Raw genomic sequence first — 25,542 nt, 5'->3', positions numbered from 1 at the left:
TTGGTGATCGCTGCCGTCAGAGTGGTCTTACCGTGGTCAACGTGACCGATGGTGCCGATGTTGCAGTGCGGTTTACTCCGCTCAAACTTTTCCTTGGCCATGTGTGGCGCCTTCCATCTAGAATTAAGGGCCCCCACGGGCCCGGACATGTGTCTACCGCGCGCGACATATTGCGTTGTGCGACAAAAATCAAGCGCGAGTTGCGCGAAGCGTTGTTATTCGCCGAGGTTCTCTTTGCGGGCCTGTCGCAGACGTTCGTCTTTGTTATCTTTCCAGCAGGCGGCCAACTGTTCGGCCGTGGCTGTGTCTGTCATGCAGACACGGTTCTGGTGAAGCCACTCTTCAATGACCCGGGCGACGTTATGGCTGAGATTCGCCATCTGGTCTTCTGCTGAAAGAGTGTAGCCCGTCCCAACAAGTGTTCCGCCGGAAATACTTTCAAGAACAAAGATTTCCTTGGGTTCTTCGTTAAATTTCTTGCCCGCACGGTCGTCCCAGGCCGTAACTGTGATCCCCAAAACAGATTTCGGCGACATCAAGAGCGGCACACCGGGTTGCGCCAGGACGTACCCCCCGACATTCACGCCAAGATGCACAAGGCGTTCGCCCTCGTAACGGCCAAGGCGCGCATCAATGGCTGACTTGACCGAGGCGATCCAGCGTTCCGCGCTGGCATCTCGTGACAGAGGGCCTTTTTGAATGTTGGGGGCCACGACAATATTGTGGCCCAGCGCAAAATCCCCCAGATCAAGCATTTCATCTTCGACTTTGGTTGTCGGAACTGCGCAGGAGGCCAGCGCCCAGAAGGCAGTTAACAAAATCGCAATACGAAGCATGTGCAGGGGTCCTTAAAGGCAACTCTGTATTGGGCAATACCGCATGCCAACTGCCACTGCAACGGGCCTGCGATTTGTCCCGCCAAGGTCGTGCGCCTATGTTGTAATGGACGGAGGCCAAAATGCACGATCCATCCCTGCCCGCCTATGTACCATTTGCCACAGAACCCTTGGGGATCATGCGGTCGTTAAAGGCAGCGCGGCGCAATCTTTTGGAGATTCTACCGGAACTGGCTGTGCGCCAGCCCATGGTCTCGGGCCGCACCGGGATACGCTGGCACATGGTGATGGATCCCGAAGCAATTCGCCGTGTTCTCTTGGAAAAAGTCGACAATTATCCCAAGTCCCGTGCGACCAAGAATATCCTGCGACCAGCGATTGGTGACAGCTTGTTTGTTGCAGAAGGCGCCCATTGGCGCTGGCAGCGTCGGGCCGCAGCCCCAGTGTTTTCGCACCGCAATGTTCAGGCGCTGGCCCCCATCATGGCGGCGGCCGCGGATCGCAGCGCTGCGCGCATCGCTTCGGCGGGAGATCGCGCAATCGACTTGCTGGAAGAGACTGTTCGCACCACGTTTGATGTGATCTCAGAGGTGACGTTCTCGGGCGAAGGCGCTTTTGACGCAGAGGCCGTCCACCGGGCGATTGATGCCTATATCGGTGCCGCCGGTCGGGTCTCGTTGATGGATATGCTGGGGCTGCCTGATTGGCTGCCAAGACCGTCGCGCATGTTCTCAGGTCCGGTTGTCCAGCAGATGAAATCTGTGGCCGATCAGGCGATTGAGGCACGGCGGGCGCGGGGCGCAAGTGACATCCCTGATCTTTTGGACCTGTTGCTGGCAGGCGTTGATCCGGAAACCAAGCGCGCCATGAACACATCAGAACTGCGCGACAATCTTTTGACCTTTATCGTGGCCGGACATGAAACCACAGCTCTGACTCTGGCGTGGTCGCTATACCTTTGCTCCTTTGACCAGGAGGTCCAGGAGCGAGCGAGAGCCGAAATCATCCGTGTGTGTGGCGAAGGTCCGATCACTGGCGAGATGATTGGCAAGCTGACCTATGTCCGCCAGATCGTCGACGAGGCACTGCGGCTTTATCCTCCGGCCGGCATCCTGTCGCGCACTGCAACAGAGGCGGATACCCTGTGCGGACGCGAGATCAAACCCGGCGACACTGTGATGATCCCGGTCTACGCCCTGCATCGCCATCACCAGCTGTGGCAGGAGCCAAACGCCTTTCGCCCTGACCGCTTTGCCGACAAAGACCCGGTGGATCGTTATGCTTATTTGCCGTTTGGAGATGGGCCGCGCATTTGCATCGGCGCCAGTTTTGCGATTCAGGAATCGGTACTGATCCTTGCCAAGCTGCTGCAGAAGTCTCGCTTTGAGCTTGTGCCTGGTCGCCCACCCAAGCCGGTGATGATCCTGACCTTGCGCCCGGATACCGGCGTCTGGCTGACGGCCACGCCCGTGTGAACCCTAGTCGCAGACCGCGCGCAGAGCCTGCCATTCCGTTTCATTAAGGATAGGTTCACCGACAAAGGTCGCAGATGTGGCATCCCTGGCCGCAGAGATGCGATCACTCATCTGCAGGCGGCTCAGGAAGTGCGAAGCGAGCCCTGCCGTGCCCCCGTGATCATCGACCATGCGTGCGAACAGATCCGAGATCACCGAAGGGGCGACATTGGCCTGTAGCAACATCTCTAGTGCTTGGCCTGTAGCAACATCTCTAGTGCACGGTCATCGACTTCGGTTTCGGCGGCCTCGCTGTATTGCGCGCCTCGCAAACGCTTGGTCTTCAAAAGACGAGAGGACAGGCCCCTTAGCGGAACCGGTAGTTGCGCGGGAATCCATAGGGGGCTTTCTTGCCCACGCCGGCGCGTTTGCCGATCCAGTCACGCATGTCAGGTTCGTGCCGGGTTTTACCGCCGCCCATCTCCCACTTCAGGCCCTCTTCAAGGTTGAAGGTGACAAGATCAGAGAGGCCGCCGTCCAACTCAAGTGTCCCCTGACGACCGCGGGCCTGATTGTATTTCTGGATGCGCACGCCTTTGCCACGCCCCATCTCGGGCAAGTCTGCAGTCGGGAACACAAGGAACTTGCCGTTCTCAGACACCACCGCCACATGGTCACCCTCAACCGGAATACAAATCTTGGCGCGGGCATCGTCTTTGACGTTCAGTACCTGTTTGCCATTGCGGGTCTGGGCGATGACGTCTTTTTCGGCCACGACAAAGCCGTCTCCGGCGCTGGAGGCAACCAAGAGCTTGCGCTCGGGGTCATGGATCAGGATATCGACTATCTCGACCTCATTGGGCAAATCGACCATCAGGCGCAGGGGTTCCCCCATGCCGCGCCCACCTGGAAGATTTGCCGCGCTGAGAGTGTAAAACCGTCCGTTCGACGCGAACACCAGCAACCGGTCCGTGGTTTCGGCGTGGAAGATGAAACGCGGACCGTCGCCGTCCTTGAATTTCAACTCGCGGGTCAGGTCGATATGGCCTGACATGGCGCGAATCCAACCCATTTGCGAGCACACAACAGTGATCGGTTCCTTGTCGATCATCGCTTCAAGTGGCACGTCCTCGACTTCTCCAGCCTCGGCAAATACTGTGCGGCGCTCACCGCCTTCATAGTCTTTGCCAAAGACCTTTTTGGCCTCTTTCAACTGGTCGGAAATACGGGCCCACTGCAGGCTTTCGCTTTCCAAGAGATCCTCGAGTTCCGCACGTTCGGCCATCAACTCTTCCTGCTCGCGGATCAGCTCCAGCTCTTCCAGGCGGCGCAGGGACCGCAGGCGCATGTTCAGGATCGCCTCGGCCTGCACTTCGGAAAGCTCACCCTCACCATCGCTTGGCAAAGGCGAAACATAGTCGCGCTCAGAGGTGGCACGGGTATGATCCCGGCCCCAGTCTTCGGCCATCAACGCCTGTTTTGGCGCGTCGTCGTAACGGATGATGTCGATCACCCGATCAAGGTTCAAAAACGCGATGATGAACCCTTCGAGCACCTCAAGGCGATGGTCGATCTTGTCCATCCGGTGTTTCGACCGACGGATCAGCACCTCGCGGCGGAAATCAAGAAAGGCGCGCAGGACCTCTTTCATGCTGCAGACTTTGGGCGTGACCCCGTCAATCAGCACGTTCATGTTCAGGCTGAACCGCACTTCCAGATCGCTATTGCGGTACATCAGGCCCATCAGGACCTCGGGATCGACGTTCTTTGAGCGCGGCTCAAGGATCAGGCGAATATCTTCGGCGCTTTCGTCGCGCACATCACCAAGGATCGGGACCTTTTTGGTCTGGATCAGCTCGGCAATCTTCTCAATCAGCTTGGATTTCTGCACCTGATAGGGGATCTCGGTGACGACGATCTGCCACTGCCCGCGCCCCAGATCTTCGACCTCGTATTTACACCGAAGCCGGAAGCTACCGCGCCCGGTGCGGTAAGTCTGCGCCATGCTTTCTGGCGGCTCGACAATCACGCCACCGGTTGGGAAATCCGGACCTTTGACATAGTTCAGCAACGTGTCGTCGCGGACATCCGGAACCTTGATCATGTGCAGGCAGGCGTCGCACAGCTCGGCGATATTATGCGGCGGGATATTGGTCGCCATCCCAACAGCAATGCCACTGGATCCGTTGGCCAAGAGGTTTGGGAAAGTCGCAGGCAGAACCACAGGTTCGCTCAACGTCCCGTCATAATTCTCGCGGAAATCAACTGCGTTTTCGTTCAGACCCTGCAACATCGCCTCGGCGACCGAGGTCATACGCGCCTCGGTATAACGGCTCGCTGCCGGGTTATCGCCGTCGATATTGCCAAAGTTACCCTGCCCGTCGACAAGCGGGTAACGCACGTTGAAATCCTGCGCCAGACGCGCCATCGCATCATAGATCGCCGCGTCGCCATGGGGGTGATAGTTGCCCATCACGTCGCCCGAGATCTTAGCCGATTTACGGAACCCGCCGCTTGAGGCCAGCTTTAACTCCCGCATGGCATAAAGAATGCGGCGGTGCACCGGTTTCAAGCCGTCGCGGGCATCCGGAAGGGCGCGGTGCATAATCGTGCTGAGCGCATAGGTCAGATAGCGCTCGCCAATGGCGCGGCGCAGCGGCTCGGTCACTTCACCAATGGGGGTATCGTCATCGATCAGGTCATTCATAGGCTTGGTGTACCCGCTGGATTCCGGACGGTAAAGCAAGCGACGGGGAAAACTCGCGGTTTTTTTCCATTAACTGAAATCGCGCAAACTGAGATACCTGCCCTACGATTTTTTTTGATCATTGATGTCTGTACGTGTGTGTACCGGGGGGTTCCGAATGAAAAAGTTTATCCTGCTAAGTCTGATCTTTATGGGCTGGGCATTTTATGAATTGAGCGGCGGCAAAAACTTTGTCCCAGAAGAGCCCGCCCGGATTGCCAAACACAAGGCGCAGCAAGCGAAACGCGCGAAAGCTGCCGAACAGGAACAACGCACCCTCAAAGCCGCGCGCGCGCAAAAGCTGCAAGGTCAAGAAGATACGCGCGCCGCTGTGCAACTGGCATCGTTGGATTTGTCGACCACGGAGGCTGTGCTGACAGAAGCCGCATTTGTTGAAACCCCACCACTGGCGCGTCGTCAGAACCTTTTTTCGACCCCGACCCCCACGCCCGAAGTCTACCGTACCCGGATCGGCCCGGAACCCTCTTCGGAACCGCAAAACCCGGCGGTTCAGCCTGTGGAAAAGCCTGATTTGCGCACCGTGAAAGCGAAACGTGTGAACATGCGCGGCGGCCCCGGCACCAGCTATAGTGTGTTGGCTAAGCTGGAGCGCGGCGATCAAGTCGTGGTTTTGCGAGAGCCCGACAACGGCTGGGTCAAGCTGCGGGTGGTTGACGGCGGCAGGGTCGGCTGGATGTCGGCAAAGCTGTTGACCAAGGTCGAGTAACCTTCGCGGCGCTTGCCCACACGCGCAATTCGCCCTAGCTAGGTCGTGGCAAGAGCAAGGGCGGGTACATGGCCGAGAAATCACTGCTTATCACCGGGTGTTCCTCGGGTATTGGACACAGTTCAGCGCATGAAATGCGTGATCGTGGCTGGCGCGTTTTTGCCTCGTGCCGCAGCCAAGAAGACTGTGATCGGCTGCGCGCCGAAGGCTTTGACAGCCCCAGGATCGACTATCAGGACACGGCCAGCATTCATGCGGGGTTGAATGAAGTGCTAGAGGCCACTGGTGGCACTCTGGATGCGCTGTTCAACAACGGCGCGCATGGACTTCCGGGGGCAATGGAAGACCTGCCCACGGATGCCTTGCGTGAGATTTTTGAGAGCAACGTGTTCGGCTGGCATGAACTGACCAATGCGGTGATCCCGGTCATGCGGGCACAAGGACATGGGCGCATCGTGCAAAACTCGTCTGTTCTGGGCTTTGTCACTTATCCCTGGCGAGGTGCTTATGCGGCCACGAAATACGCCATTGAAGGGCTGACGGACACGCTGCGTATCGAGATGCGCGACACGCCGATCCACATTGTGTTGATCGAACCCGGCCCGATCAGGACAAAAATTCGCGAAAATTCAGTTCCGCATTTTGAGCGCTGGATCAATTGGGAGGCGTCGCCGCGTGCCGAGCAGTACCGCGACAGCCTTTTGAAACGGCTCTATGACACGGACAAAGGGCCCGACCCTTTTGAGCTGCCCGCTTCTGCCGTAGCCAAGAAACTGTCCCATGCGCTGGAGTCCCGAAAGCCGCATCCGCGCTATTTCGTGACCACGCCGACCTATATTTCAAACTTTGGTCGGCGTCTGTTGCCAACACGAATTCTCGACTGGCTCATTGCCAAGGGCTGAAACGCTGTTAAATCCACGGCCATAGGCCTAGAAACAGGTCGAAACCGCCAAACGGAGTAGAATCATGAACCCTTCCGGCCTTGCCAGTGACCCGCTGTTTTGGGTTGTCGCTGTTGCCACCCTTGGCGTTGCGGCCATTTTGATGGTCGGGATCGGAGGATTTGCCAAAGGCGGCGATTTCAATCGAAAACATGCCAATCGCTTGATGCGTTGGCGAATTGCTGCACAGGCCGTGGCCGTTGCATTGATCCTGTTGTTTGTCTGGCTGCGAAGCGGGAGCTGAAGTCATGGTTGTTCTGAACAAAATTTACACCCGCACCGGTGACAAGGGCACAACCGCATTGGGCAACGGCAATCGCGTTGCCAAACACGATGCCCGCGTGAATGCCTATGGCACGTCGGACGAGTTGAATGCGACCGTGGGAATGGCGCGCTTGCACGCCGCGGGAGACATGGACAACCAGTTGTCCGCGATCCAGAACGACCTGTTCGACCTTGGAGCTGACCTGTGCCGCCCGGACCTTGCCGCAGACAGCACGGCCGAATATCCGCCTTTGCGCATGGTCGAAAGCCAGGTCAAACGGCTTGAGGCAGAAATCGACGTGATGAACGCAAACCTAGAGCCCTTGCGCAGCTTTATCCTGCCTGGTGGCTCAGCATTGGCAGCACATCTGCATTTGTGCAGAACGGTCGCGCGTCGGGCCGAACGTCTGGCCACGGAACTGGCCGAAGCTGAAGAGGTCAACGCGCACGTTGTGACCTATCTAAACCGTTTATCTGATTGGTTTTTTGTAGCTTCACGTATCGCAAACAACGACGGCAAGGACGACGTGCTTTGGGTGCCCGGTGCCAATCGTTAGAGCCCGTCTCGCTACCAGCGAAACGGGGCAAAACTATCCTGAAGTGGAATTTTCTGAATACCACCGCCCGACTTGACGAGACGCCGCTTACGCCACAACGCATCTGGCAGTTTTTGCGTCAGTTGGCGTTGAACCTTGTTTTTGAGTGTCCACCAAGCGGGTTCGGGTCCGGGGTCGTCATGCCACGACGCATTATCGTGCCGGATACTGGCGAGAATTTCTTCGGGCAACTCGCTGCCTTCGACGGCATTGATCAACATTCCCTGAACACAAATCGACGGGTCTGAAACGAACATTCTCCAACCCGAGCGGGGTCTGAATTTTTCCAGGTCAATGGCCAGGTTGTAGCGTTCTGTATCCTGCAACATACGCTTGGCGCCTTGGCGCGTGAGTAGATACGCTGCTGAACTGAACGTCACCCCGAGCAAAGCGCGCAAGGACGTGCGTCCGCATGCAATGGGCGGCCCAACACGCATCCGAAACGGGTTCCCATCGATCTTGATGCACTCGAATTCAGACGCGTTTTGAACAATCTCTTGCAGAGTCTCGGCAAACCGGGGCGCGAACACGACGTCGTCCTCTAAGAACAAAGCAATTTCGTCGTCGGTTTCCAGAAACATCGACCAGGCGCGGCGGTGGCTTTCCGTGCACGCCGCAAGCGAGGGGTTCAAACTCCAGCAACGCGACGCCAAATTGCGATAAAACGCATCTCGGTAGTCGTCGGCTTTAGCGTCGATCGCATTCACGCGATGACTTTGGCCCCAAAGACCCTGCGCTTTCAAACCAGCCTGCATGAACGCAGCCCGGTCTGGCGACCGGTCGAGGTTGATAAAGTAGATCGGCACTTGCGACATCGCGGACATTCTCTCAGCGCTAATTCGTCAGGCAGATGGGTAATGCATCAACTTTCACACCCAGCCATCAGAAAGCAAGCGCAAGTTCGGTCTTGCGACATCAACGCCAATTAGCGCCCTTTGAACACCGGTTTCTGCTTGGTCAGGAACGCTGCAATCGCGTTTCCAGAATCCTCAGAGTTGGCACATTTCATTTGGTATTCGCTTTCCATCAACGCGATCTGGTCGTGGCTTTGGGTATGTGCCGCGCGCATGATTTGTTTGCTGTATCCAAGACTCAGCGGCGCCCGATCTGCCAGTGTTGCCGCCCAGGCCTGAGCGTCAGCCAGCACCGTTTCGTCAGGGGACAGCTTGTTCACGATACCTAAATCAAGCGAGGTCGCCGCATCGATATGCTCGGCTTCGGCAATAGCGGCAAAGGCGCGTTTTGATCCCATGTGCTGCAACAACAACCAGCTAAGGCCGCCGTCCGGTACAAGGCCGATATTGGTAAATGGCGCGAAACAGGTGGCGCTTTGTGCCATGATAGCCAAATCACAGGTCAGAGCGATCGACAGACCGACTCCGCCGGCAACACCGTTGATCGCGGCGACGTAAATCTTGACGCTTTTTGAGATCCCATCAAGGATCGGCTTGTAGTCACGCACGGAGATGTCGAACATGCCCTTTTTGGTCATGAAATCCCCAAGCTCTTTCAGATCGGTACCCGAAGTGAATGAATTGCCAGAGCCGGTCAGCACAATCACACGTACATTTTCGTCGGCTTCTGCTTTGGCCTGAGCCTCGCGAATGGCCATGCGCAAAGCATGGTTCAGCGCGTTCATGGCCTTGGGCCGATTAAGCTGAATCGTCGCGACGTGGCCGTCGACCGAGTAATTTACAAGCACATCTTCAGACATCGCGGTCTCCTGTTTCTGTCAGGGGTATTAAGCGGTGAAATGCCTCATACCGCCAGCCCCTGCGTCCAGCGACGTTGGGGAAGAACCGAGTGCCTTTGCGTCACGCAGGCGTCCATTCGCAATATTTCTGCAAAATTTGACGTGCAATTACTGAAACGCGACGTCGCAGGACCGTGACGTGACGATTTTGCGCTGTTTTCAGGCCGCGCAAGATTATATCACGTGCGAGAGAGCAAATCGCCGAGTCGTTTCACGGCTCATCCATATTAAGGAGTCTAACGCTTATGAAGGTACTTGTGCCTGTGAAGCGCGTGATTGATTACAACGTGAAGGTCCGCGTGAAAGCGGACGGCAGCGGTGTCGATCTCGCCAACGTGAAAATGTCGATGAACCCGTTCGATGAGATTGCAGTCGAAGAAGCGATCCGTCTGAAAGAGGCCGGCAAGGCCGACGAAGTTGTCGCTGTTTCGATCGGTGTCAAACAATCTCAGGAAACGCTGCGCACCGCGCTGGCAATGGGTGCAGATCGCGCCATCCTGGTTGTGGCCGCAGACGATGTACATCAGGACATCGAGCCGCTGGCGGTTGCCAAGATCCTGGCGAAAATTGTCGAAGAAGAGCAGCCTGGTCTGGTTCTGGCCGGCAAGCAAGCCATCGACAACGACATGAACGCTACCGGTCAGATGTTGTCGGCCCTGTTGGGTTGGTCGCAAGGCACGTTTGCCTCTGAGCTGGACATCGACGGCGACAAAGCTGTTGTGACCCGCGAAGTTGACGGCGGTCTGCAAACCATCAACGTGACGATGCCAACCATCATCACCGTTGATCTGCGTTTGAACGAGCCACGCTATGCGTCGCTGCCAAACATCATGAAGGCCAAGAAAAAGCCGCTGGATGAGAAGACTGCCGCAGACTATGGCGTCGACGTCACCCCTCGTCTTGAAATCGTTGGCACCGCCGAGCCCGAAGCCCGCGCCGCAGGCATCGTGGTTGGTTCGGTCGACGAGCTGGTAGAGAAACTCAAAGAAGCGGGGGCTGTATAATGGCTGTTCTTCTTCTCGCAGAAGTCAACAACGGCGAACTGGCGATGGACGCCACCGCCAAGGCTGTCACCGCGGCGAAAGCTCTGGGTGATGTGACTGTTCTGGCCGCTGGCGGTTCCGCCGCTGCTGCCGGTGAAGCCGCCGCCAAGATCGACGGTGTTGCCAAGGTTCTGGTTGCCGAAGACGAGAGCCTCGGCCATCGTCTCGCGGAATCGACTGCAGCGCTGATCGTATCGCTGGCTGGCGATTACGAGCACATTGTGGCACCCGCCACCACCGACGCCAAGAACGTGATGCCCCGCGTCGCGGCCCTCTTGGACGTGATGGTGATCTCGGACGCAACGGCGGTTGTCGATGGCAACACGTTTGAGCGCCCGATCTATGCCGGTAACGCCAACCAGACCGTACGTTCGTCGGATGCCAAGAAGGTCATCACCTTCCGGACCTCGACCTTTGACGCCGCTGGCGAAGGCGGTTCGGCTTCGGTTGAAACCGTCTCGGCGGCTGCCAACCCTGGTCTGTCGAGCTGGGTCGAAGACAAGGTTGCCGCAAGCGACCGCCCCGAGCTGACCTCGGCTGGCGTTGTTGTTTCTGGTGGCCGTGGTGTTGGCTCGGAAGAGGACTTCAAACTCATCGAAGCACTGGCTGACAAGCTGGGCGCCGCCGTTGGCGCATCGCGCGCTGCCGTTGACTCGGGCTATGCCCCGAACGACTGGCAGGTTGGTCAAACCGGTAAGGTTGTGGCTCCGGATCTTTACATCGCCGTTGGCATCTCGGGCGCCATCCAGCACTTGGCTGGTATGAAAGACTCGAAAGTCATCGTCGCGATCAACAAAGACGAAGAAGCTCCGATCTTCCAGGTTGCGGACTTTGGCTTGGTTGCTGACCTCTTCGCGGCCGTGCCGGAACTGACCGACAAGCTGTAATAAATTCGCCTTGTGCGCATGCAAAGGCCCGCCAAAACGGCGGGCCTTTTGCTTTTTCTAAGACAGTTCCGCGACGATGGCCTTGGCCGCTTCGCGATGGGCCGCCGGCCCCAGCAACCGACGGGCGGCGATTTTCTCCATGTCGGAGAACACCATCCCTTCGCTGCCTTTTTCCAAAGCATCCGGGCTGGCCACCACTTCGATCACATCCTGCACCAACGGCTGCAGCACATCCAACATGCCACGATCGACAAACAAAGGATCTGGGCCAAGACCCACCATCCCCGGATCGGTACTGGGGGGATGGGCAGAGAACCACAAAAGATATTTGCGCCCCGGAATGCTGTTCAGCAACAGCCGCATACGCGCGACCCATGCCTGTTTCAGTTCATCTCGCAACATCGCGTAGCGGTCAGGCGCGCGCGCACAGAGCGTCCCCAGCATGTGTCGCGTGTAGTGAAATTCGGTAAAGTCGATCTCGCGAAACACCATTTTCATGACGGAACTGGCATCAAGGAAGCGATCATTGCGCCGCGGATGCACACGGTAGAACCGGTTCGACATGTTATGTGCGCCCATGACCTGAATGAACACAGTCTCTGCCTTGCGCATTACCACCAGCGCTGCCGGGTCACTAAGAAACGCGTCGACCCCGGCGTTGATGCACCCAAAGTTGACGCAGGTCTTGTCGATGGCTTGCTCCACAAGCGCCGGATAGGGATCGCTCATGAATTTGCCATAGGTTTCGGTTCCGCCAACGAACAGATTGTACCTTGCATCCAGGTCCCGTTCGGGGCCCCGAAAGATCAATCCAGAGTCTTCATATCGACACGGCATGTAATCAAGGGCGCCGCTCCCCATTTTTTCATAGGACATGATTTCCCACCAATATGTCTCACCCACAGACAGATTCGCCGAAATGCCTTTCAAAACCGTCAATGTTAGACCTTGTCTCAAGTTTTCAACGTATGCGGCCCTTGCAGGTCATCGGCTGCCGCGCATATGGTCGGGCAAGAGACAAGAGGACGAGCCATGAAAATCAAATCGATCGGTGTTGTGGGCGCAGGCCAGATGGGCAACGGCATTGCCCATGTCATGGCGCTTGCAGGCTATGACGTCCTTATCAACGACATCCAACAGGATGCGATTGATGCTGCGATGGTCCGGATCGACAAGAACATGGAACGCCAAGTGTCACGCGAGCTTATTACCGCCGATGACAAGGCTGCCGCCCTTGGGCGCATCAAGTCGACGCTGCAGCTGCCGGACCTCGGCGGAACAGACCTGGTGATCGAAGCAGCCACGGAACGCGAAGAGGTTAAGGACAAGATTTTTGACGCGCTGTTGCCGCATCTGCAGCCGCATACGATCCTGACGTCGAACACCTCGTCAATTTCGATCACGCGACTGGCCAGTCGTACGGACCGGCCAGAGAAGTTCATGGGGTTCCATTTCATGAACCCTGTACCATTGATGAAATTGGTCGAACTGATCCGGGGCATCGCCACCGATGAAGACACCTATCAATCCTGTCTGGAGATTGTGACCAATCTGGACAAGGTTGCTGCCAGTGCCGAGGATTTCCCTGCCTTTATCGTGAACCGTATCCTGATCCCGATGATCAACGAGGCGTGTTACACGCTCTACGAAGGCGTCGGCAATGTTGCCTCAATCGACAATGCGATGAAACTGGGCGCCAACCACCCGATGGGACCGCTGGAACTGGCCGACTTCATCGGACTGGACACCTGCCTGGCGATTATGAACGTACTGCATGACGGTCTGGCCGATACCAAGTATCGACCCTGCCCGCTGCTCACAAAATATGTTGAGGCGGGTTGGCTTGGGCGCAAAACCAAGCGCGGGTTCTATGACTATCGCGGTGAAACGCCCGTCCCGACCCGCTGATTTCAGTCTTCAGACCGCAACAATGCTAAGATCCCCGGTTTCGTGGTGGATCAGGTGTTGTTGCCCAATGCCAGCGTATGCTCGCGCAGCCACGCCATGAATCCACGCGGATCACGTGCAAGAGGCTCCATTTGTTCATCCGTCAGAGGTTTCCCAACCACCGGGGCCTGAGGTTTGTTGCAGGATCGCACGATTTCATGCAGCAACAGACCTTGCCGCAGGATCGCAGAGATCTGACAGGCAATCTGATAGGCACGGGAATTGCGGCCTGGATAAAAGATCGGCACAACCTGTGCGCCGGATTTGCGGATCATCTTGGCTGTAAAGACATTCCACTCTCGCTCAATCGGGGGACCCCACCAGCTGTCAGACGACATCACGACGCCTGATGGGAACAGCGCCACGACGCCGCCATTTGCCAAGTGTTCCATCGCGTTTGAGCGCATCTCAACCATCTTGCGCTGCGCTTCTGGGTCATGGGGAAACGGTACAGGGATCATGAAAGAGGTCGCGGCTTCGTCCAAGCCGGTCAGCACGGATCGCGTCAGAATTCGATAGTCCTGACGAACCCGCCCGATCAAATCGGCAAAGATCATCCCATCGACCATGCCGTGAGGGTGGTTGGCGACCACGACAACAGGACCTTCTTTGGGAATATTGGCTAGTTGCTCGGCAGGGGTTTGGAGTTCAATCCCCATTGTATCGAGCGCACCACGCCAGAAATTCTGCCCACGATAGTCGGCGTTATTTCTTTCGAACTTGTTCACCATGCGCAGGATGGTCAGCTTGCCCGTCAGCCATTCAATGGTCTTGATCGCATTTGCGGTCCAGGGGTCATCAAAACTGTTTGCATAGGTCAGCGTGCGGCGATCATAGATCTCGCCCTGCTGTGTGCTGTCTGGCGTATTGTCTGCCAAGGTCTTCATCCCGCCCGGAGCTGTCGCCCCTTACATGCCTTCGCCAAAGTAATCGGCGACCAGCGCTTCTATTGCGTCTGCCAGCGGTGCTGCGTCAGGCCCCGAAGTCTGAACTTCGATACTTGTCCCCTTTGACGCCGCCAACATCAGCAACCCCATAATACTGTCTCCGCAGGCACTCAACCCATCCTTAGCAACTTCTGCTGTGGCATCGAACCCCTCGACCACCTCAACCAGTTTGGCAGAGGCCCGGGCATGAAGCCCCTTTTCGTTCACAATCTTAAGCGAGCGGGTCACCGTATCGGTCATAAATCTTAATCCGTATTGATATTTTGGCTGTCGATGTACTTGCGACCTGCCTCTAGCGCGGCGCGCACGGCATCCGGCACATTCCTGTGGCGGCTCTTGGCAAGCTTGATGAGCATCGGCAAATTCGCGCCGTACACAATGCGACGGTTTTCAGGCTGGCAGGCCAGAAGAGACAGGTTCGACGGCGATCCGCCAAACATATCCGTGACAACCACAACCCCGTCTCCCTGATCCACCGCATCAGCAGCGGCACAGATTTCCAATTGCTTGGCGCCCCGGTCGTGATCGTTTTCAATCGTGATGGCGTGGATGCCGTTCTGGCTGCCCACGACATGTTCTACGGCCGCAAGATATTCCCGGGCCAGTCCACCATGTGCCACGATCACGATACCGATCACTCTTGCGCGTCCTTTTTGTCCTTTGACGAATGCGCCGGGCGTGTGAGTTGCGCGCGGCGGTCTAATTCGCGGTGCCTAATTGACACCTGCCAGCCCTGTTGTGCAAGAGCCTCGGACAATCTTTCCGCTGTAAATACGCTGCGATGCTGCCCGCCGGTGCACCCAAACCCGATAGAAAAGTGCGACCGCCCCTCAGCGAGGTAGGCGGGTAGAAGAAAAAGGATCATATCCAAGAGGCGGTCAAAGAAAGGCGCGAACCGCGAATCCTCGGAAATGTAGGCGGCGACGTCTTCAGAGCGCCCGTCACAGGACCGTAATTCCTGCTTCCAATAGGGGTTGGTGAGGAAGCGACAATCGAACACCATGTCCACCCCCAAAGGCACGCCGCGCTTGTAGCTGAAAGACTGTACGGTCAGGCCCAGTTTCTGGCTGGTATCGGGCGCAAACCAACGTTCGACTTCGTTGCGCAACGCGTGGGGTGTCATCTCGGAGGTGTCGATCAGCACATCAGCCTGAGCGCGGATCGGCTGTAGCAGGTCCAACTCTCGGGCGATCCCGTCCGCCGGAGACTCGGCCGGCGCCATCGGGTGACGTCGTCGGGTTTCGGAATACCGACGTTCCAACACTCTGGGCGCACAGTCCAAATACAAGAGTTCAGGAGAAAGCCCGGCGGTTTGCTCCAGCATATTCAGAGCGGACAAAAGCGCATGCTGCGAAAAATCCCGGTTTCTGACGTCCAGACCCAGCGCAAGAGGTTGGTCCAGTTCAGGCTCAGTGAACAGACGTTTGAGCAATCCAAGCGGCAAATTGTCGATCGTCTCATAGCCCGCATCTTCGAGCGCCCGGATCGCCGTGGACCGGCCCGCACCTGACGGACCGGTGACAAGCACCAGACGAGGTTGAGAGCGGGGTGACGAACGGTTCATGGTGCAGACCTTTCACGTGCAAGCATTTGCAGGATAGCTGCGGGGAAATGTGGGGCCGCCACTGCGCCAAGCAAGAGGACGGATTGCCCCATCAGTTCAATCTCATGCCGTTCCGGCAAGCGGGCTGTCTCTTGCCAATCCAGATCAACGGCAAGTGCGACAGGTGTAGGCGGATGCTGTTCTGCGGCCAAGATGCCAATTCCACGCGCCTCAATCCGTCCGGCGATACTGTCCGGTACGCTGGCGATCAACGCTCCTTTTTGAACACTCAGGATCGTGCGATCGTCTGATACAAGACCCGCGCCCAAAGCCATCAACTGCAGCGCCAGCGCAGATTTTCCGCTGCCGGAAGCGCCCAAAAGCAAAACTGCGCGGCCTCGGTAGGCAACGCAGCTTGCATGGATCATTTCGGACGGCATTTCCCCTGAGGATATGGCGCCGTCAGGGGAGCTCACTGGCTAGACCGGCAGACCGACAACAAAACGCGCCCCCAACGGATCAGACGTGGGATCGGCGTCGGTTGGGCGGATGTTTTCGGCCCAGATTACACCGCCATGCGCCTCGACGATTTGCTTCGAAATCGCAAGACCAAGCCCGGAGTTGTTGCCGAACTGATCTTCTGGACGCTGGGAATAGAAACGGTTGAAAATCTTGTTCAGAGCCTGATCCGGAATACCGGGACCCGTGTCTTCGACCACCACAAGCACGCGGTTTTCACGCCGGCGCGCCCAGACACGAATAGCGTCGCCATCCTCGCAGAAGCTGATCGCATTGGTGATGAGGTTGACAAACACCTGCGCTAGACGCGCCTCAAGCCCGTGGATATTGATCGATGTTTCGGGCAGGTCCGAGATAAAGTCAATGCCCTTGGTCTTGGCATCTTCACCCAGATATTGCGACAGGTTGCCAATCATCTCCAAAAGATCAAAGCGCTCTTCTTCCTCTTTGACCAACTCGCTATCCAGCCGCGAGGCGTTGGAGATGTCGCTGACCAAACGATCGAGGCGACGGACATCATGCTCAATCACATCCAAGAGCTTTTCGCGGTGCTCTTCTTTCTTGACCATGCGCAGGGACCCAACTGCGGACCGCAGTGAAGCCAGAGGGTTCTTGATCTCATGTGCCACGTCTGCGGCAAACTGTTCGTTGCTGTCGATACGATCATAGAGTGCCGAGACCATACCCCTGAGCGCACCGGAAAGACGGCCGATTTCATCTGGCCGCGCGGTCAGGTCCGGAATACGAACGCGGCCGGGATTTATTGTGCGTTGATCATTGTCACGACCAATTTCCGCCGCTGCGGCAAGATCCGAAAGCGGGTTCGAGATGGTCGAGGCCAACACCATGGACAGGCCGATGGACACCACGGTCGCAATCGCAAACATCTGCAAAACGCGTTCACGCTCGCTGCGGACCATCTGGTCCAATTCGCCAGCAGCGCTGGTCAGGACAACAACGCCAACGACGGTGTCATTCTGTGAAAACGGAGTCGCGACCGCAAAGACAGTGCTGTCTTCGGGACCACGCAATGTGATCAGGATTTCTTCGCCTGAAGCGGCCTTACTTGACAAGGACGCAGCCTGTTCGGACACAGAAGGCAGGCGCAGTTCGACATGATCTTCTTCGCCCGCGACCTTGCCCCAAATCCAGTTCATGGCCCCGGTCAGAGGCGTGCCTTGGGGGCGTTCCGCAAGTCTTTGGGCGGCTTCGGCACTTTCTGTACCTTGCGCCATGCCGACGAGAGTTTCGTTGCCGTCAAACACATAAACAAATGTGCCTTCGCTGAGTGGCAGGTGATCGAGTGTCGTCTCAACGCTGACGCCATCGCCCGTGGCGAGGTTGACAGGCGCACCAGACGGCATTTGTGCCTCAATCGCACCGGCAATCAGCCGCGCTTCGGACAACAGACCTGAAGCACGTTGTACGGCAAGACTGTCACGCGCGGAATTCAGGTACAAAATACCTGCCACCAGAACGCAGAGCGCGATCAGGTTGAACGTGATAATCTTGCGTGTCAGAGGAGATTTTGACAGCGGCAAAAGGCGCCGCCGATCGCGCCGCCCCTGCATCTCGTTTTCAACATTGGCTTCGGGCGCCACCCAATCGTCACCCAAAACAACGTCGCCATCTCGCCCTTGGGCCATGTCGCGCACGTCTATCCTTTCGGCCAAAGCCATGTCACCACTTACTCTTCGTTGTATCTATAGCCAATGCCGTACAGCGTCTCAATCGCGGAGAAATCATCGTCCGCTGTGCGCATCTTTTTGCGCAAACGCTTGATGTGACTATCGATGGTTCTGTCATCAACATAGACCTGATCGTCATAAGCAACATCCATCAGCTGATCGCGGCTTTTCACAAAACCGGGGCGCTGCGCCAGCGCTTGAAGCAGCAGGAATTCAGTCACGGTCAGCGTGACATCATTGCCCTTCCAGCTGACAGAATGGCGCAGCGGATCCATCACCAGCTCACCACGTTCCATGATTTTGGTTTCTTCCGTGTCACCGACGACGTTGCCATCTACCGCATCCTGACGGCGCAACAATGCGCGGATGCGTTCGACAAGAAGACGTTGCGAGAATGGCTTTTTGACATAGTCATCGGCCCCCATGCGCAGGCCCAGCACTTCGTCAATTTCATCGTCCTTCGAGGTCAGAAAAATCACCGGCATCGACGATTTTTGGCGCAGACGTTGTAGCAGATCCATGCCATCCATGCGAGGCATCTTTATGTCCAGAACAGCCATATCTGGTAGCTTTTTGTTAAATGCATCCAGAGCTTGCTGGCCGTCATTATAAGTTTCAACTTCAAAACCCTCTGCCTCAAGGGTCATGGAAACGGATGTGAGAATATTCCTGTCATCATCCACCAAAGCGATTTTCGACATTGGTCAGGTCCTTATACTGCTCATATTTTTGTTATCTGTTTTCGTGCCATTATGAGCCTTTTGGGTGCTTTTGATCAATCGCAAAGTGCGAATCACGATACAAACAGCTCTCATTTGGCTGCGAATTCCCTTTGAAATGGCCAAAATGACTCACTCTTACGCCCGACGATTGGTGACAAAAGACTTATAAATGGCCATTCCTTGCCATGGTGGCGCTAACTTAAATTTGGTTGCGCTAACTGCGCTAAAGCGTCCTGTTCTTTCACAGAAGCGTCATGTTATGAGCGCTCCATCACCCCGGAATCGGGCTGATGGGGACGTCGATTACGCCCCTCTATCGGAAAATCTGCCGCCTCGGATGAGCCGGTTACAGGAGTTAGAGAATGACATTTGGACGGGTAAACCCGCAATTCCGCCTCGAAGATCAAGGGATCGATGGGCTGAGCAATGTCTATTACAACCTCATGGAGCCTGCGCTGATCGAAGCCGCTCTTAAGAAGGGCGAAGGCACCCTGGGCAATGGGGGCACTTTCCTCGTGTCCACCGGTAAGTTCACCGGACGCTCACCCAAAGACAAGCACGTGGTGAAAACCGCCAGCGTCGAAGACACGATCTGGTGGGAAAACAACGCGCCAATGACGCCCGAAGGTTTTGACGCCCTCTATGTCGACATGGTCGAGCATATGAAGGGTGGCGAATACTACGTTCAGGACCTCGTAGGCGGCGCCGATCCTCGTCATGCCATCAACGTCCGCATGGTCACTGAGCTGGCGTGGCATGGATTGTTCATCCGTCACATGCTGCGTCGCCCGGATCGGGATGACCTGAATGACTTCATCGCAGATTTCACTGTCATCAACTGCCCCAGTTTCAAAGCGGATCCAAAACGTCACAACTGTCGTTCGGAAACCGTCATTGCGCTGAACTTCGACCGCAAGCTGATCCTGATCGGCGGCACTGAGTATGCTGGTGAGAACAAGAAATCGGTCTTCTCGCTGCTAAACTATCTCTTGCCCGAAAAAGGCATCATGCCGATGCACTGCTCGGCCAACCACGCCAAGGGCAATCCCGTTGACACAGCGGTGTTCTTTGGCTTGTCGGGCACCGGCAAAACCACCCTCTCGGCAGATCCTGACCGCGTTCTGATCGGCGACGACGAACACGGCTGGGCCGACAACGGCACCTTCAACTTCGAAGGCGGCTGTTATGCCAAGACCATCAACCTGAACCCCGAGGCCGAGCCGGAAATCTACGCGACGACCTCGAAATTCGGCACCGTGATCGAGAACATGGTCTATGACGAAGAGACCAAAGAGCTCGATTTTGACGATGACAGCCTGACGGCCAATATGCGGTGCGCCTATCCACTGAACTACATCTCAAACGCCTCATCGACTGCTGTGGGTGGCCACCCCAAGAACATCATCATGCTGACCTGTGATGCGTTCGGTGTGCTGCCCCCGATTGCCCGCCTGACCCCGGCGCAGGCGATGTATCACTTCCTCTCTGGCTTCACCTCAAAAGTGGCAGGTACAGAGCGCGGTGTCACCGAGCCAGAGCCGACGTTCTCGACCTGTTTTGGCGCGCCCTTCATGCCGCGTCGCCCGGAAGTTTACGGCAACCTGCTGCGCGAAAAGATCGCGTCGCACGGCGCAACCTGCTGGCTGGTCAACACCGGCTGGACCGGCGGCGCTTATGGCACCGGCTCACGTATGCCGATCCGCGCCACCCGCGCCCTGCTGACAGCCGCTCTCGACGGCAGCCTCAGCTCGGTCGAGTTCCGCAAGGATGCAAACTTTGGCTTTGAAGTTCCGGTCGACGTCCCCGGCGTGGCCGAAGTGCTGCTGGACCCGCGCCGCACTTGGGATGACGGCGAAAGCTATGACCGTCAGGCCGCAAAACTGGTCGAAATGTTCTCGCAAAACTTCGAACAGTACCTGCCCTATATCGACAATGATGTGAAAGCCGCAGCCATCGGCTGATCGAACACAATCGTGAATTCTGAATAGCCCCGGCCTGTTGGTCAGGGCTTTTTCGTTAGGCAGCCACCCCTGCCGTGACCTCAATCTCGACCACGAATTCAGGGCGTGTGAACCCCGAGACGATGACCAAAGTAGAGGCGGGCAACACGTCCAGCCCCTCAAGATAAGCGTCCCGGGCAACCATGTACCCAGCCATATGAGAGCGGTCAGTGACAAAGGCGTTCAGCCTCAAAATGTGCGACCGATCCAAACCGGCCTCGGCCAGGATCGCGTCAATGTTGGCAAAACAGATTTCCGCCTGGGCCCGGGCACCCTCTGGGATCGTACCGTCTGCGGCCAACCCGAGCTGCCCACTGGTCAAGATCAATCGTTGCACGGTGACCTCAACGCCATGGCTGTAGGCTGCAAAGGGCGGTGCAATTCTTTTAGGGTTCAGAGCTTTCATCTGGCCGACCTTCTTTCAGAGTTTTTCGCCCGCACCATATCCTTCTACCTATTCCGCACCAAAGAGTTTCGAAACAGCTTGCACCCTCCATCACATGGCCATCAGCATCAGACCGGCGTGACAGACACCGCCACACCGTTAAAGGCCGCATTGCCGCTAATCGGATCTATGCGCCTGTCATCGGTCAGATCGTTGATCGAGGTGGTTGGCTGGGCAGAGGCCGCGCCGATGTTGCCGTTCTTCTGGCCCCAGCCTTGTGGAATTGACACCACGCCCAGTGCCATCACATCGGTCACTTCGGCCGGCATGATGACGTCCCCCACCCTTGAGCGTACCTGCACGTCTGATCCATCCGTAACCCCTAGACGCGCAGCATCCTCGGGGTGAATTTCCACCGTGCACCGATTGCGCCCCTTGACCAGTCGCGGGCTGTTCTGGGTCCAGCTGTTGTGGCTGCGTACTTGCCGCCGACCAATCATCTGCAATGGATAGCTCTGATCTTGGGCCGGCGCGAAATTCAAGAGGCGCGGCAAATCTTCGACAAAGACATCCGGCGCGACGTGGATCATAGCGTCCGACGTTTCCAATCGGGTGGTGACATTTGGCACCAATGGGCCAAGGTCAACACTTTGCCCGGCTTCCAGCAACGCAGCCACACTAACCGTATCACCGTGATAACCTTGCGGGAGCAGCATACTCAGAAACTGCTCTGGCGACGGGCCGATCTGATTGGCCCCGGTCAGCCGGGCTGTCAGACGCGCGATCACTTCCCATTCTTTAGGATTGCCCTTGGGGGGCGCGAAAATCGCAGGCGCATACGCCGCCGTATTGCGCACCGCAAAACTATGGAACACCATGTCATAGATGTCTTCTTCCAGTGCGACCGTGCCGGGCAGGATCAAGTCTGCGTGGCGCGTGGTGTCGTTGACATGAATGTCGATCGCCAGCATGAAATCGAGCCCCTCAAGACACTGTTCAATGCGACGCCCATTCGGTGCCGTCAGCACCGGATTGCCCGCCACGCAGACCAGCGCCTTGATCTGGCCCTCGCCCGGCGTTTCCATCTCTTGGGCCATAACCGAGACCGGGAACTCGCCATTGTAGAGCGGCTGGCCAGATACGCGTGAACGACGCTCTGGGTATGTGCGCTCCTGCCCTTTACGGCTGGTCATCCCGACATAGTCCAGTGCTGGCGTGGTGAACATGGCCCCGCCTTCGTGGTCAAAATTCCCTGTAATGATGTTGAGCGCATTGTTGGCCCACTGACACAAGCTACCAAAACTCTGGGTCGAGGCCCCCATGCGCGCGTAACACACCGCCGAAGGGCTGGTTGCAAAGTCGCGCGCAAGCTGACGGATGATGTTGGCCGGAATGCCAGTCCGTTTGGCCGCCAGATCAGGTGTGAAGGGCGTTACGGCCTCTTGCAGCGCTTCCAACCCAGTGACCTTGCCCGCCAATGCACCAAGGTCGACCAGACCAGCGGCAAAGACCTCGTGGATCAGCGCCAGCATCAGGAAGGCATCGGTTTCCGGGCGAATAAACAGATGATCGCTGGCCTTTTCTGCGGTCTCAGTGCGGCGCGGGTCGATCACGACGACACACCCGCCTCGTGATTTGATCTCATCTATGCGTTTGCCAAATCCCGGCGCGGTCATCATCGAGCCATTGGACACAACCGGGTTGCCGCCAATGATCAGCATAAAGTCAGTCCGTTCCACATCCGGCACGGGGATCAGCATGGGATGGCCCAACATGTGGATTGACGCGACATGGTGCGGAATTTGATCTGCCGTGGCCGAAGAATAACGGTTCTTCGTGCCAAGCGCTTTGACCAAGGCAGGCAGATTCAACAAGTTGCCGAACTTGTGGGCGTTGGGATTGCCCAGATAGACCCCAACCCCGTCACGTCCATGCACCTCTTGCACGGCGCGCAGTTTCTCAGTCGCGATGTCATAGGCCTCGTCCCAGGTGATTTCCTGAAACACACCATCTACCTTTAGCATGGGGGCGGTGATCCGGTCCGGATCGGTGCGGAAATCCTGCAAAGCCACCGCCTTGGGGCAGATATGCCCCCGCGACAGCGGATCATTCACATCCGGCTTGATCGACAACACGTTTTCGCCGTCATGCTCTACGATCAGGCCACACATGGCCTCGCAGATATTGCAAGTCCGGTGTTGTGTTTGCACGTCTCCCATGAGTTTCCCCTCCTGTTCGCGTCTAAAGCCCACGCTGCCGCAACAGCCAATCGCCGTGGCACTCACCATCGCCAAGATACTCGGCGCAGGCACGGGCCTTTTTCATGAAGAGGCCGATATCCAGCGCGTCGGTCATGCCGATCCCGCCATGCATCTGCAGCGCTTCACGCACCGCAAGCGAGGCTGTTTTGCCAGCCTTGGCCTTGGCCACGCGCGACAACAACTCTGCATCGTCGTGACCTGTGTCGATAGCTTGCAGGGCCGCTGCGACAACGGCATCTGTGGTCTGGATTTGCGTGTAAAGGTCGGCTGCGCGGTGCTGCAATGCCTGAAAACTAGACAGCGCCATCCCAAATTGCTTGCGCTCTTTCAGATAGGCAGACGTGCGGTCGGCCATCTCCTTGGACACGCCCACCAGTTCCGCCGAAGCCACCGATCGGCCAACCCGCAAGGCACCATCAAGAGCCTCCTGCGCCGCATCCCCCAATGCCAAAAGCGCAGCACCATCGAGTTGAACGTTGTCGAAACGGAGATCGGCGGCATTGCGGCTGTCCACCGTTTTGAGGTCGCGGGTCTCGGCGCCATCCAGCTGCGGATCGACCAGGAACAACCCAAGGCCATCCTCGGTTATGGCGGTCACGATCACGCGGTCCGCCCCAGCCCCATCGGTGACAAAGCGCTTGGCACCGTTCAACACAAACCCGTTGCCTGATTTTGCCGCGGTTGTGGCAATCGCGTCCGGGCGGTGCTTGACCCGTTCGTCTATGGCCATCGCGACAACCGCGCTGCCTTCGGCAACCTTTGCAGCCCAATCTGTTCTGCCCGTCGCGCGCAGGGTTACCGCCGACATAACACCTGAAGACAGAAAGGGAGAAGCTGACAGGCGACGTCCCATCTCCTCGGCCACCAGACCGGCCGCTTCGGCGCCCATGTCCACGCCCCCGGCCTCTTCCTCCAGCAACATGCCAAACCAGCCCATCTCCGCCATCTCGCCCGTCAGCGCGCGATCATAGCCGCCATCGTTGTCGCGTTGTTTGCGCAGGGCATCCACAGGCGCTTTTTCTTCCAGAAACCCAGCCGCCATGTCGCGGATCATCGTCTGTTCTTCACTCAACAATCGCATGGCCTTACCCCAGTTCCAGAACGGCTTTGGACAGGATCGACAACATCACTTCGGATGTGCCGCCTTCAATCGAGTTGCCCTTGGAGCGCAGCCAGAGCGAGGCTTTTTCGTCGCCTGCGGCGTTGGCAAAGTCCCACTCGAGCGCGGCCAGTCCACCTGCCGCCATGATGAGTTCCTGACGTCGCTTATTCAGCTCAGTGCCGGTGTACTTCAGCGTTGCACTCTCAGCCCCCAACTGTTGGCCCGCACGGATCCACGACTTGGCCCTCGCCAGTTCTGCGTCAAAGGCAATCTCATCGATCAGGAAATCGGCAATGCGCCCGCGGAGGATCGGATCGTCCAGACGCTCCTGTTCATCAACGCCCAGTGCTTCGCGTGCCACTTCGACCAGATCGTCGCTGCCAAAAAGCGCCGAGTCTGTGGCGCCAATCATTTCACGTTCATGAGTCAGAAGATACTTGGCGATGGTCCAGCCGGTACCGCGTTCGCCCACGATCTGCGCTTTTGGCACCTTCACATTGTCAAAGAACGTCTCGCAAAACGGCGAGGAGCCCGAAATCAACTGGATCGGTTTGGTCGTGACTCCTTCAGAGGTCATGTCAAACAACAAGAATGAGATGCCCTTGTGTTTGGGGGCTTCCGGTTCCGTGCGTACCAGACAAAAAATCCAGTCAGCTTTGTCCGCGTATGAGGTCCAGATTTTTTGGCCCGACACTTCAAAGTGATCGCCACAATCCACACCCTTGGTCTGCAACGAAGCCAGATCCGACCCCGCGCCAGGTTCAGAATACCCCTGACACCACCGCACTTCGCCGCGCGCAATCTGCGGCAGGTAATGCTGTTTCTGCGCTTCGGTTCCAAAGGCCAACAGTGCTGGCCCCAGCATCCAGATGCCAAAGCTTTGCAAGGGAGGACGCGCCGAAATACGGGTCATCTCTTCCTTAAGAATGCGATCCTGATCGCCGCTCAGCCCGGCACCGCCACAGTCTTTGGGCCAGGTTGGCACGGTCCAGCCACGTGCAGCCATGCGCTCCAGCCAGATCCGTTGTGCATCCGAGTGGAACTCCCAGTTCCGACCGCCCCAGCAAACGTCCGCTTCGGACATTGGCTGGCGCATTTCCTCTGGGCAATTCTCTTCCAGCCACGCGCGGATTGCGGCGCGGAATTCTTGCAAATCCGTCATAGTGTCACCTGAAATCAGA

At 57.2% G+C, this 25,542-nt stretch carries 27 protein-coding genes; 9 read left to right on the top strand and 18 right to left on the bottom strand.

The window, feature by feature from the left end; all coding sequences use genetic code 11:
- Positions 1 to 101, bottom strand: a 101-nt coding sequence (locus Q0932_RS17260) for a GTP-binding protein (RefSeq protein WP_255107233.1), incomplete at its 3' end; no start/stop codon positions are given.
- 114 nt (positions 102 to 215) lie between these two features.
- Positions 216 to 836 (bottom strand): hypothetical protein, encoded by a 621-nt coding sequence (locus Q0932_RS17255; protein WP_299355922.1) that lies wholly within the window; start codon positions 834 to 836, stop codon positions 216 to 218.
- 122 nt (positions 837 to 958) lie between these two features.
- Between Q0932_RS17255 and Q0932_RS17250 the strand changes: the two genes are divergently transcribed.
- Complete coding sequence (locus Q0932_RS17250; protein WP_299355920.1) at positions 959 to 2,311, top strand: cytochrome P450; 1,353 nt, start codon at positions 959 to 961, stop codon at positions 2,309 to 2,311.
- A 3-nt stretch (positions 2,312 to 2,314) separates the two neighbouring features.
- Here the strand turns inward: Q0932_RS17250 and Q0932_RS17245 are convergent, their stop codons facing one another.
- Together Q0932_RS17245 and Q0932_RS17240 are read right to left on the bottom strand one after the other, a co-directional pair.
- Complete coding sequence (locus tag Q0932_RS17245; protein WP_299355918.1) at positions 2,315 to 2,536, bottom strand: hypothetical protein; 222 nt, start codon at positions 2,534 to 2,536, stop codon at positions 2,315 to 2,317.
- A gap of 121 nt (positions 2,537 to 2,657) precedes the next feature.
- A complete protein-coding gene (locus Q0932_RS17240) occupies positions 2,658 to 4,997 on the bottom strand; it encodes a DNA topoisomerase IV subunit A (protein ID WP_299355916.1) in 2,340 nt (779 codons plus the stop codon).
- Positions 4,998 to 5,154: 157 nt separating this feature from the next.
- On the opposite strand from Q0932_RS17240, the gene Q0932_RS17235 reads away from it, so the two are divergent.
- The 4 genes from Q0932_RS17235 to Q0932_RS17220 all read left to right on the top strand — a co-directional run bounded on the left by Q0932_RS17235 (position 5,155) and on the right by Q0932_RS17220 (position 7,525).
- The gene (locus Q0932_RS17235) at positions 5,155 to 5,763 is read left to right on the top strand and encodes an SH3 domain-containing protein (protein ID WP_299355914.1); all 609 of its coding nucleotides are present in this window, start codon (positions 5,155 to 5,157) and stop codon (positions 5,761 to 5,763) included.
- A 68-nt stretch (positions 5,764 to 5,831) separates the two neighbouring features.
- Positions 5,832 to 6,665, top strand: coding sequence for an SDR family NAD(P)-dependent oxidoreductase (locus Q0932_RS17230; protein ID WP_299355912.1), 834 nt, complete (start codon positions 5,832 to 5,834; stop codon positions 6,663 to 6,665).
- Positions 6,666 to 6,729: 64 nt separating this feature from the next.
- On the top strand, positions 6,730 to 6,948 hold the full coding sequence (locus Q0932_RS17225) for a twin transmembrane helix small protein (RefSeq protein WP_299355910.1): 219 nt from the start codon (positions 6,730 to 6,732) through the stop codon (positions 6,946 to 6,948).
- A 4-nt stretch (positions 6,949 to 6,952) separates the two neighbouring features.
- Entirely contained in the window at positions 6,953 to 7,525 is a 573-nt protein-coding gene (locus Q0932_RS17220; RefSeq protein WP_299355908.1) for a cob(I)yrinic acid a,c-diamide adenosyltransferase, read from the top strand.
- Between the two features lie 11 nt (positions 7,526 to 7,536).
- Here the strand turns inward: Q0932_RS17220 and Q0932_RS17215 are convergent, their stop codons facing one another.
- Both Q0932_RS17215 and Q0932_RS17210 read right to left on the bottom strand, forming a co-directional pair.
- Positions 7,537 to 8,379: a glycosyltransferase family 25 protein gene (locus Q0932_RS17215; RefSeq protein WP_299355906.1), complete on the bottom strand. Its 843-nt coding sequence runs from the start codon at positions 8,377 to 8,379 to the stop codon at positions 7,537 to 7,539.
- Positions 8,380 to 8,489: 110 nt separating this feature from the next.
- Positions 8,490 to 9,278, bottom strand: coding sequence for an enoyl-CoA hydratase/isomerase family protein (locus Q0932_RS17210; RefSeq protein ID WP_299355904.1), 789 nt, complete (start codon positions 9,276 to 9,278; stop codon positions 8,490 to 8,492).
- A gap of 284 nt (positions 9,279 to 9,562) precedes the next feature.
- Between Q0932_RS17210 and Q0932_RS17205 the strand changes: the two genes are divergently transcribed.
- Both Q0932_RS17205 and Q0932_RS17200 read left to right on the top strand, forming a co-directional pair.
- Positions 9,563 to 10,321 (top strand): electron transfer flavoprotein subunit beta/FixA family protein, encoded by a 759-nt coding sequence (locus Q0932_RS17205; protein WP_299355902.1) that lies wholly within the window; start codon positions 9,563 to 9,565, stop codon positions 10,319 to 10,321.
- Positions 10,321 to 11,247, top strand: a complete 927-nt coding sequence (locus Q0932_RS17200) for an FAD-binding protein (RefSeq protein WP_299355900.1) — start codon at positions 10,321 to 10,323, stop codon at positions 11,245 to 11,247. Before Q0932_RS17205 ends, Q0932_RS17200 begins: the two co-directional genes overlap by 1 nt.
- A gap of 57 nt (positions 11,248 to 11,304) precedes the next feature.
- Here Q0932_RS17200 and Q0932_RS17195 read toward each other — a convergent pair whose 3' ends face one another.
- Positions 11,305 to 12,123, bottom strand: a complete 819-nt coding sequence (locus tag Q0932_RS17195; RefSeq protein ID WP_299355898.1) for a DUF6473 family protein — start codon at positions 12,121 to 12,123, stop codon at positions 11,305 to 11,307.
- 156 nt (positions 12,124 to 12,279) lie between these two features.
- Between Q0932_RS17195 and Q0932_RS17190 the strand changes: the two genes are divergently transcribed.
- Entirely contained in the window at positions 12,280 to 13,155 is an 876-nt protein-coding gene (locus tag Q0932_RS17190) for a 3-hydroxybutyryl-CoA dehydrogenase (RefSeq protein ID WP_299355896.1), read from the top strand.
- Positions 13,156 to 13,205: 50 nt separating this feature from the next.
- On the opposite strand, the gene Q0932_RS17185 is transcribed toward Q0932_RS17190, so the two are convergent.
- Genes Q0932_RS17185 through Q0932_RS17155 form a run of 7 tightly spaced genes read right to left on the bottom strand, consistent with a single transcriptional unit; the run spans position 13,206 to position 18,592 of the window.
- Positions 13,206 to 14,072: a lysophospholipid acyltransferase family protein gene (locus Q0932_RS17185; protein ID WP_299355894.1), complete on the bottom strand. Its 867-nt coding sequence runs from the start codon at positions 14,070 to 14,072 to the stop codon at positions 13,206 to 13,208.
- 30 nt (positions 14,073 to 14,102) lie between these two features.
- Positions 14,103 to 14,381, bottom strand: coding sequence for an HPr family phosphocarrier protein (locus tag Q0932_RS17180; RefSeq protein ID WP_299355892.1), 279 nt, complete (start codon positions 14,379 to 14,381; stop codon positions 14,103 to 14,105).
- A 5-nt stretch (positions 14,382 to 14,386) separates the two neighbouring features.
- Entirely contained in the window at positions 14,387 to 14,779 is a 393-nt protein-coding gene (locus Q0932_RS17175) for a PTS fructose transporter subunit IIA (protein WP_299355890.1), read from the bottom strand.
- Positions 14,776 to 15,705 (bottom strand): RNase adapter RapZ, encoded by a 930-nt coding sequence (gene rapZ / locus Q0932_RS17170; protein WP_299355888.1) that lies wholly within the window; start codon positions 15,703 to 15,705, stop codon positions 14,776 to 14,778. The genes Q0932_RS17175 and rapZ overlap by 4 nt, the downstream gene beginning before the upstream one ends.
- Positions 15,702 to 16,112 (bottom strand): serine kinase, encoded by a 411-nt coding sequence (locus Q0932_RS17165; RefSeq protein ID WP_299355886.1) that lies wholly within the window; start codon positions 16,110 to 16,112, stop codon positions 15,702 to 15,704. The genes rapZ and Q0932_RS17165 overlap by 4 nt, the downstream gene beginning before the upstream one ends.
- Before the next feature lie 51 nt (positions 16,113 to 16,163).
- Complete coding sequence (locus Q0932_RS17160; RefSeq protein ID WP_299355884.1) at positions 16,164 to 17,882, bottom strand: sensor histidine kinase; 1,719 nt, start codon at positions 17,880 to 17,882, stop codon at positions 16,164 to 16,166.
- Between the two features lie 8 nt (positions 17,883 to 17,890).
- Complete coding sequence (locus Q0932_RS17155) at positions 17,891 to 18,592, bottom strand: response regulator transcription factor (RefSeq protein ID WP_299355882.1); 702 nt, start codon at positions 18,590 to 18,592, stop codon at positions 17,891 to 17,893.
- 383 nt (positions 18,593 to 18,975) lie between these two features.
- Here Q0932_RS17155 and Q0932_RS17150 point away from each other — a divergent pair, with 383 nt between their 5' ends.
- On the top strand, positions 18,976 to 20,574 hold the full coding sequence (locus tag Q0932_RS17150) for a phosphoenolpyruvate carboxykinase (RefSeq protein ID WP_299355880.1): 1,599 nt from the start codon (positions 18,976 to 18,978) through the stop codon (positions 20,572 to 20,574).
- A 55-nt stretch (positions 20,575 to 20,629) separates the two neighbouring features.
- On the opposite strand, the gene Q0932_RS17145 is transcribed toward Q0932_RS17150, so the two are convergent.
- The 4 genes from Q0932_RS17145 to Q0932_RS17130 form a co-directional block, all read right to left on the bottom strand.
- Positions 20,630 to 21,019, bottom strand: coding sequence for a RidA family protein (locus tag Q0932_RS17145; protein WP_299355878.1), 390 nt, complete (start codon positions 21,017 to 21,019; stop codon positions 20,630 to 20,632).
- Between the two features lie 107 nt (positions 21,020 to 21,126).
- The gene (locus tag Q0932_RS17140) at positions 21,127 to 23,217 is read right to left on the bottom strand and encodes a molybdopterin-dependent oxidoreductase (RefSeq protein ID WP_299355877.1); all 2,091 of its coding nucleotides are present in this window, start codon (positions 23,215 to 23,217) and stop codon (positions 21,127 to 21,129) included.
- A gap of 22 nt (positions 23,218 to 23,239) precedes the next feature.
- Positions 23,240 to 24,340, bottom strand: coding sequence for an acyl-CoA dehydrogenase (locus Q0932_RS17135; RefSeq protein WP_299355876.1), 1,101 nt, complete (start codon positions 24,338 to 24,340; stop codon positions 23,240 to 23,242).
- A 4-nt stretch (positions 24,341 to 24,344) separates the two neighbouring features.
- Entirely contained in the window at positions 24,345 to 25,523 is a 1,179-nt protein-coding gene (locus tag Q0932_RS17130) for an acyl-CoA dehydrogenase family protein (protein ID WP_299355875.1), read from the bottom strand.
- Positions 25,524 to 25,542 lie beyond the last annotated feature (19 nt).

Source organism: uncultured Shimia sp. (assembly GCF_947498095.1).
GTDB lineage: Bacteria > Pseudomonadota > Alphaproteobacteria > Rhodobacterales > Rhodobacteraceae > Shimia.
This window is presented reverse-complemented; position numbering and strand designations above follow the sequence as displayed.

What these genes read in the sequence shown, in the direction of transcription:
- Q0932_RS17195 (WP_299355898.1), bottom strand. Translation starts at nt 12,123, where the DNA reads ATGTCCTATGAAAAAATGGGGAGCGGCGCCCTTGATTACATGCCGTGT.
- rapZ (WP_299355888.1), bottom strand. Translation starts at nt 15,705, where the DNA reads ATGAACCGTTCGTCACCCCGCTCTCAACCTCGTCTGGTGCTTGTCACC.
- Q0932_RS17135 (WP_299355876.1), bottom strand. Translation starts at nt 24,340, where the DNA reads ATGCGATTGTTGAGTGAAGAACAGACGATGATCCGCGACATGGCGGCT.
- Q0932_RS17145 (WP_299355878.1), bottom strand. Translation starts at nt 21,019, where the DNA reads ATGAAAGCTCTGAACCCTAAAAGAATTGCACCGCCCTTTGCAGCCTAC.
- Q0932_RS17225 (WP_299355910.1), top strand. Translation starts at nt 6,730, where the DNA reads ATGAACCCTTCCGGCCTTGCCAGTGACCCGCTGTTTTGGGTTGTCGCT.
- Q0932_RS17180 (WP_299355892.1), bottom strand. Translation starts at nt 14,381, where the DNA reads ATGACCGATACGGTGACCCGCTCGCTTAAGATTGTGAACGAAAAGGGG.
- Q0932_RS17140 (WP_299355877.1), bottom strand. Translation starts at nt 23,217, where the DNA reads ATGGGAGACGTGCAAACACAACACCGGACTTGCAATATCTGCGAGGCC.
- Q0932_RS17200 (WP_299355900.1), top strand. Translation starts at nt 10,321, where the DNA reads ATGGCTGTTCTTCTTCTCGCAGAAGTCAACAACGGCGAACTGGCGATG.
- Q0932_RS17230 (WP_299355912.1), top strand. Translation starts at nt 5,832, where the DNA reads ATGGCCGAGAAATCACTGCTTATCACCGGGTGTTCCTCGGGTATTGGA.
- Q0932_RS17240 (WP_299355916.1), bottom strand. Translation starts at nt 4,997, where the DNA reads ATGAATGACCTGATCGATGACGATACCCCCATTGGTGAAGTGACCGAG.
- Q0932_RS17235 (WP_299355914.1), top strand. Translation starts at nt 5,155, where the DNA reads ATGAAAAAGTTTATCCTGCTAAGTCTGATCTTTATGGGCTGGGCATTT.
- Q0932_RS17160 (WP_299355884.1), bottom strand. Translation starts at nt 17,882, where the DNA reads ATGGCTTTGGCCGAAAGGATAGACGTGCGCGACATGGCCCAAGGGCGA.
- Q0932_RS17210 (WP_299355904.1), bottom strand. Translation starts at nt 9,278, where the DNA reads ATGTCTGAAGATGTGCTTGTAAATTACTCGGTCGACGGCCACGTCGCG.
- Q0932_RS17150 (WP_299355880.1), top strand. Translation starts at nt 18,976, where the DNA reads ATGACATTTGGACGGGTAAACCCGCAATTCCGCCTCGAAGATCAAGGG.
- Q0932_RS17245 (WP_299355918.1), bottom strand. Translation starts at nt 2,536, where the DNA reads ATGTTGCTACAGGCCAATGTCGCCCCTTCGGTGATCTCGGATCTGTTC.
- Q0932_RS17165 (WP_299355886.1), bottom strand. Translation starts at nt 16,112, where the DNA reads ATGATCCATGCAAGCTGCGTTGCCTACCGAGGCCGCGCAGTTTTGCTT.
- Q0932_RS17205 (WP_299355902.1), top strand. Translation starts at nt 9,563, where the DNA reads ATGAAGGTACTTGTGCCTGTGAAGCGCGTGATTGATTACAACGTGAAG.
- Q0932_RS17155 (WP_299355882.1), bottom strand. Translation starts at nt 18,592, where the DNA reads ATGTCGAAAATCGCTTTGGTGGATGATGACAGGAATATTCTCACATCC.
- Q0932_RS17215 (WP_299355906.1), bottom strand. Translation starts at nt 8,379, where the DNA reads ATGTCGCAAGTGCCGATCTACTTTATCAACCTCGACCGGTCGCCAGAC.
- Q0932_RS17255 (WP_299355922.1), bottom strand. Translation starts at nt 836, where the DNA reads ATGCTTCGTATTGCGATTTTGTTAACTGCCTTCTGGGCGCTGGCCTCC.
- Q0932_RS17220 (WP_299355908.1), top strand. Translation starts at nt 6,953, where the DNA reads ATGGTTGTTCTGAACAAAATTTACACCCGCACCGGTGACAAGGGCACA.
- Q0932_RS17130 (WP_299355875.1), bottom strand. Translation starts at nt 25,523, where the DNA reads ATGACGGATTTGCAAGAATTCCGCGCCGCAATCCGCGCGTGGCTGGAA.
- Q0932_RS17250 (WP_299355920.1), top strand. Translation starts at nt 959, where the DNA reads ATGCACGATCCATCCCTGCCCGCCTATGTACCATTTGCCACAGAACCC.
- Q0932_RS17190 (WP_299355896.1), top strand. Translation starts at nt 12,280, where the DNA reads ATGAAAATCAAATCGATCGGTGTTGTGGGCGCAGGCCAGATGGGCAAC.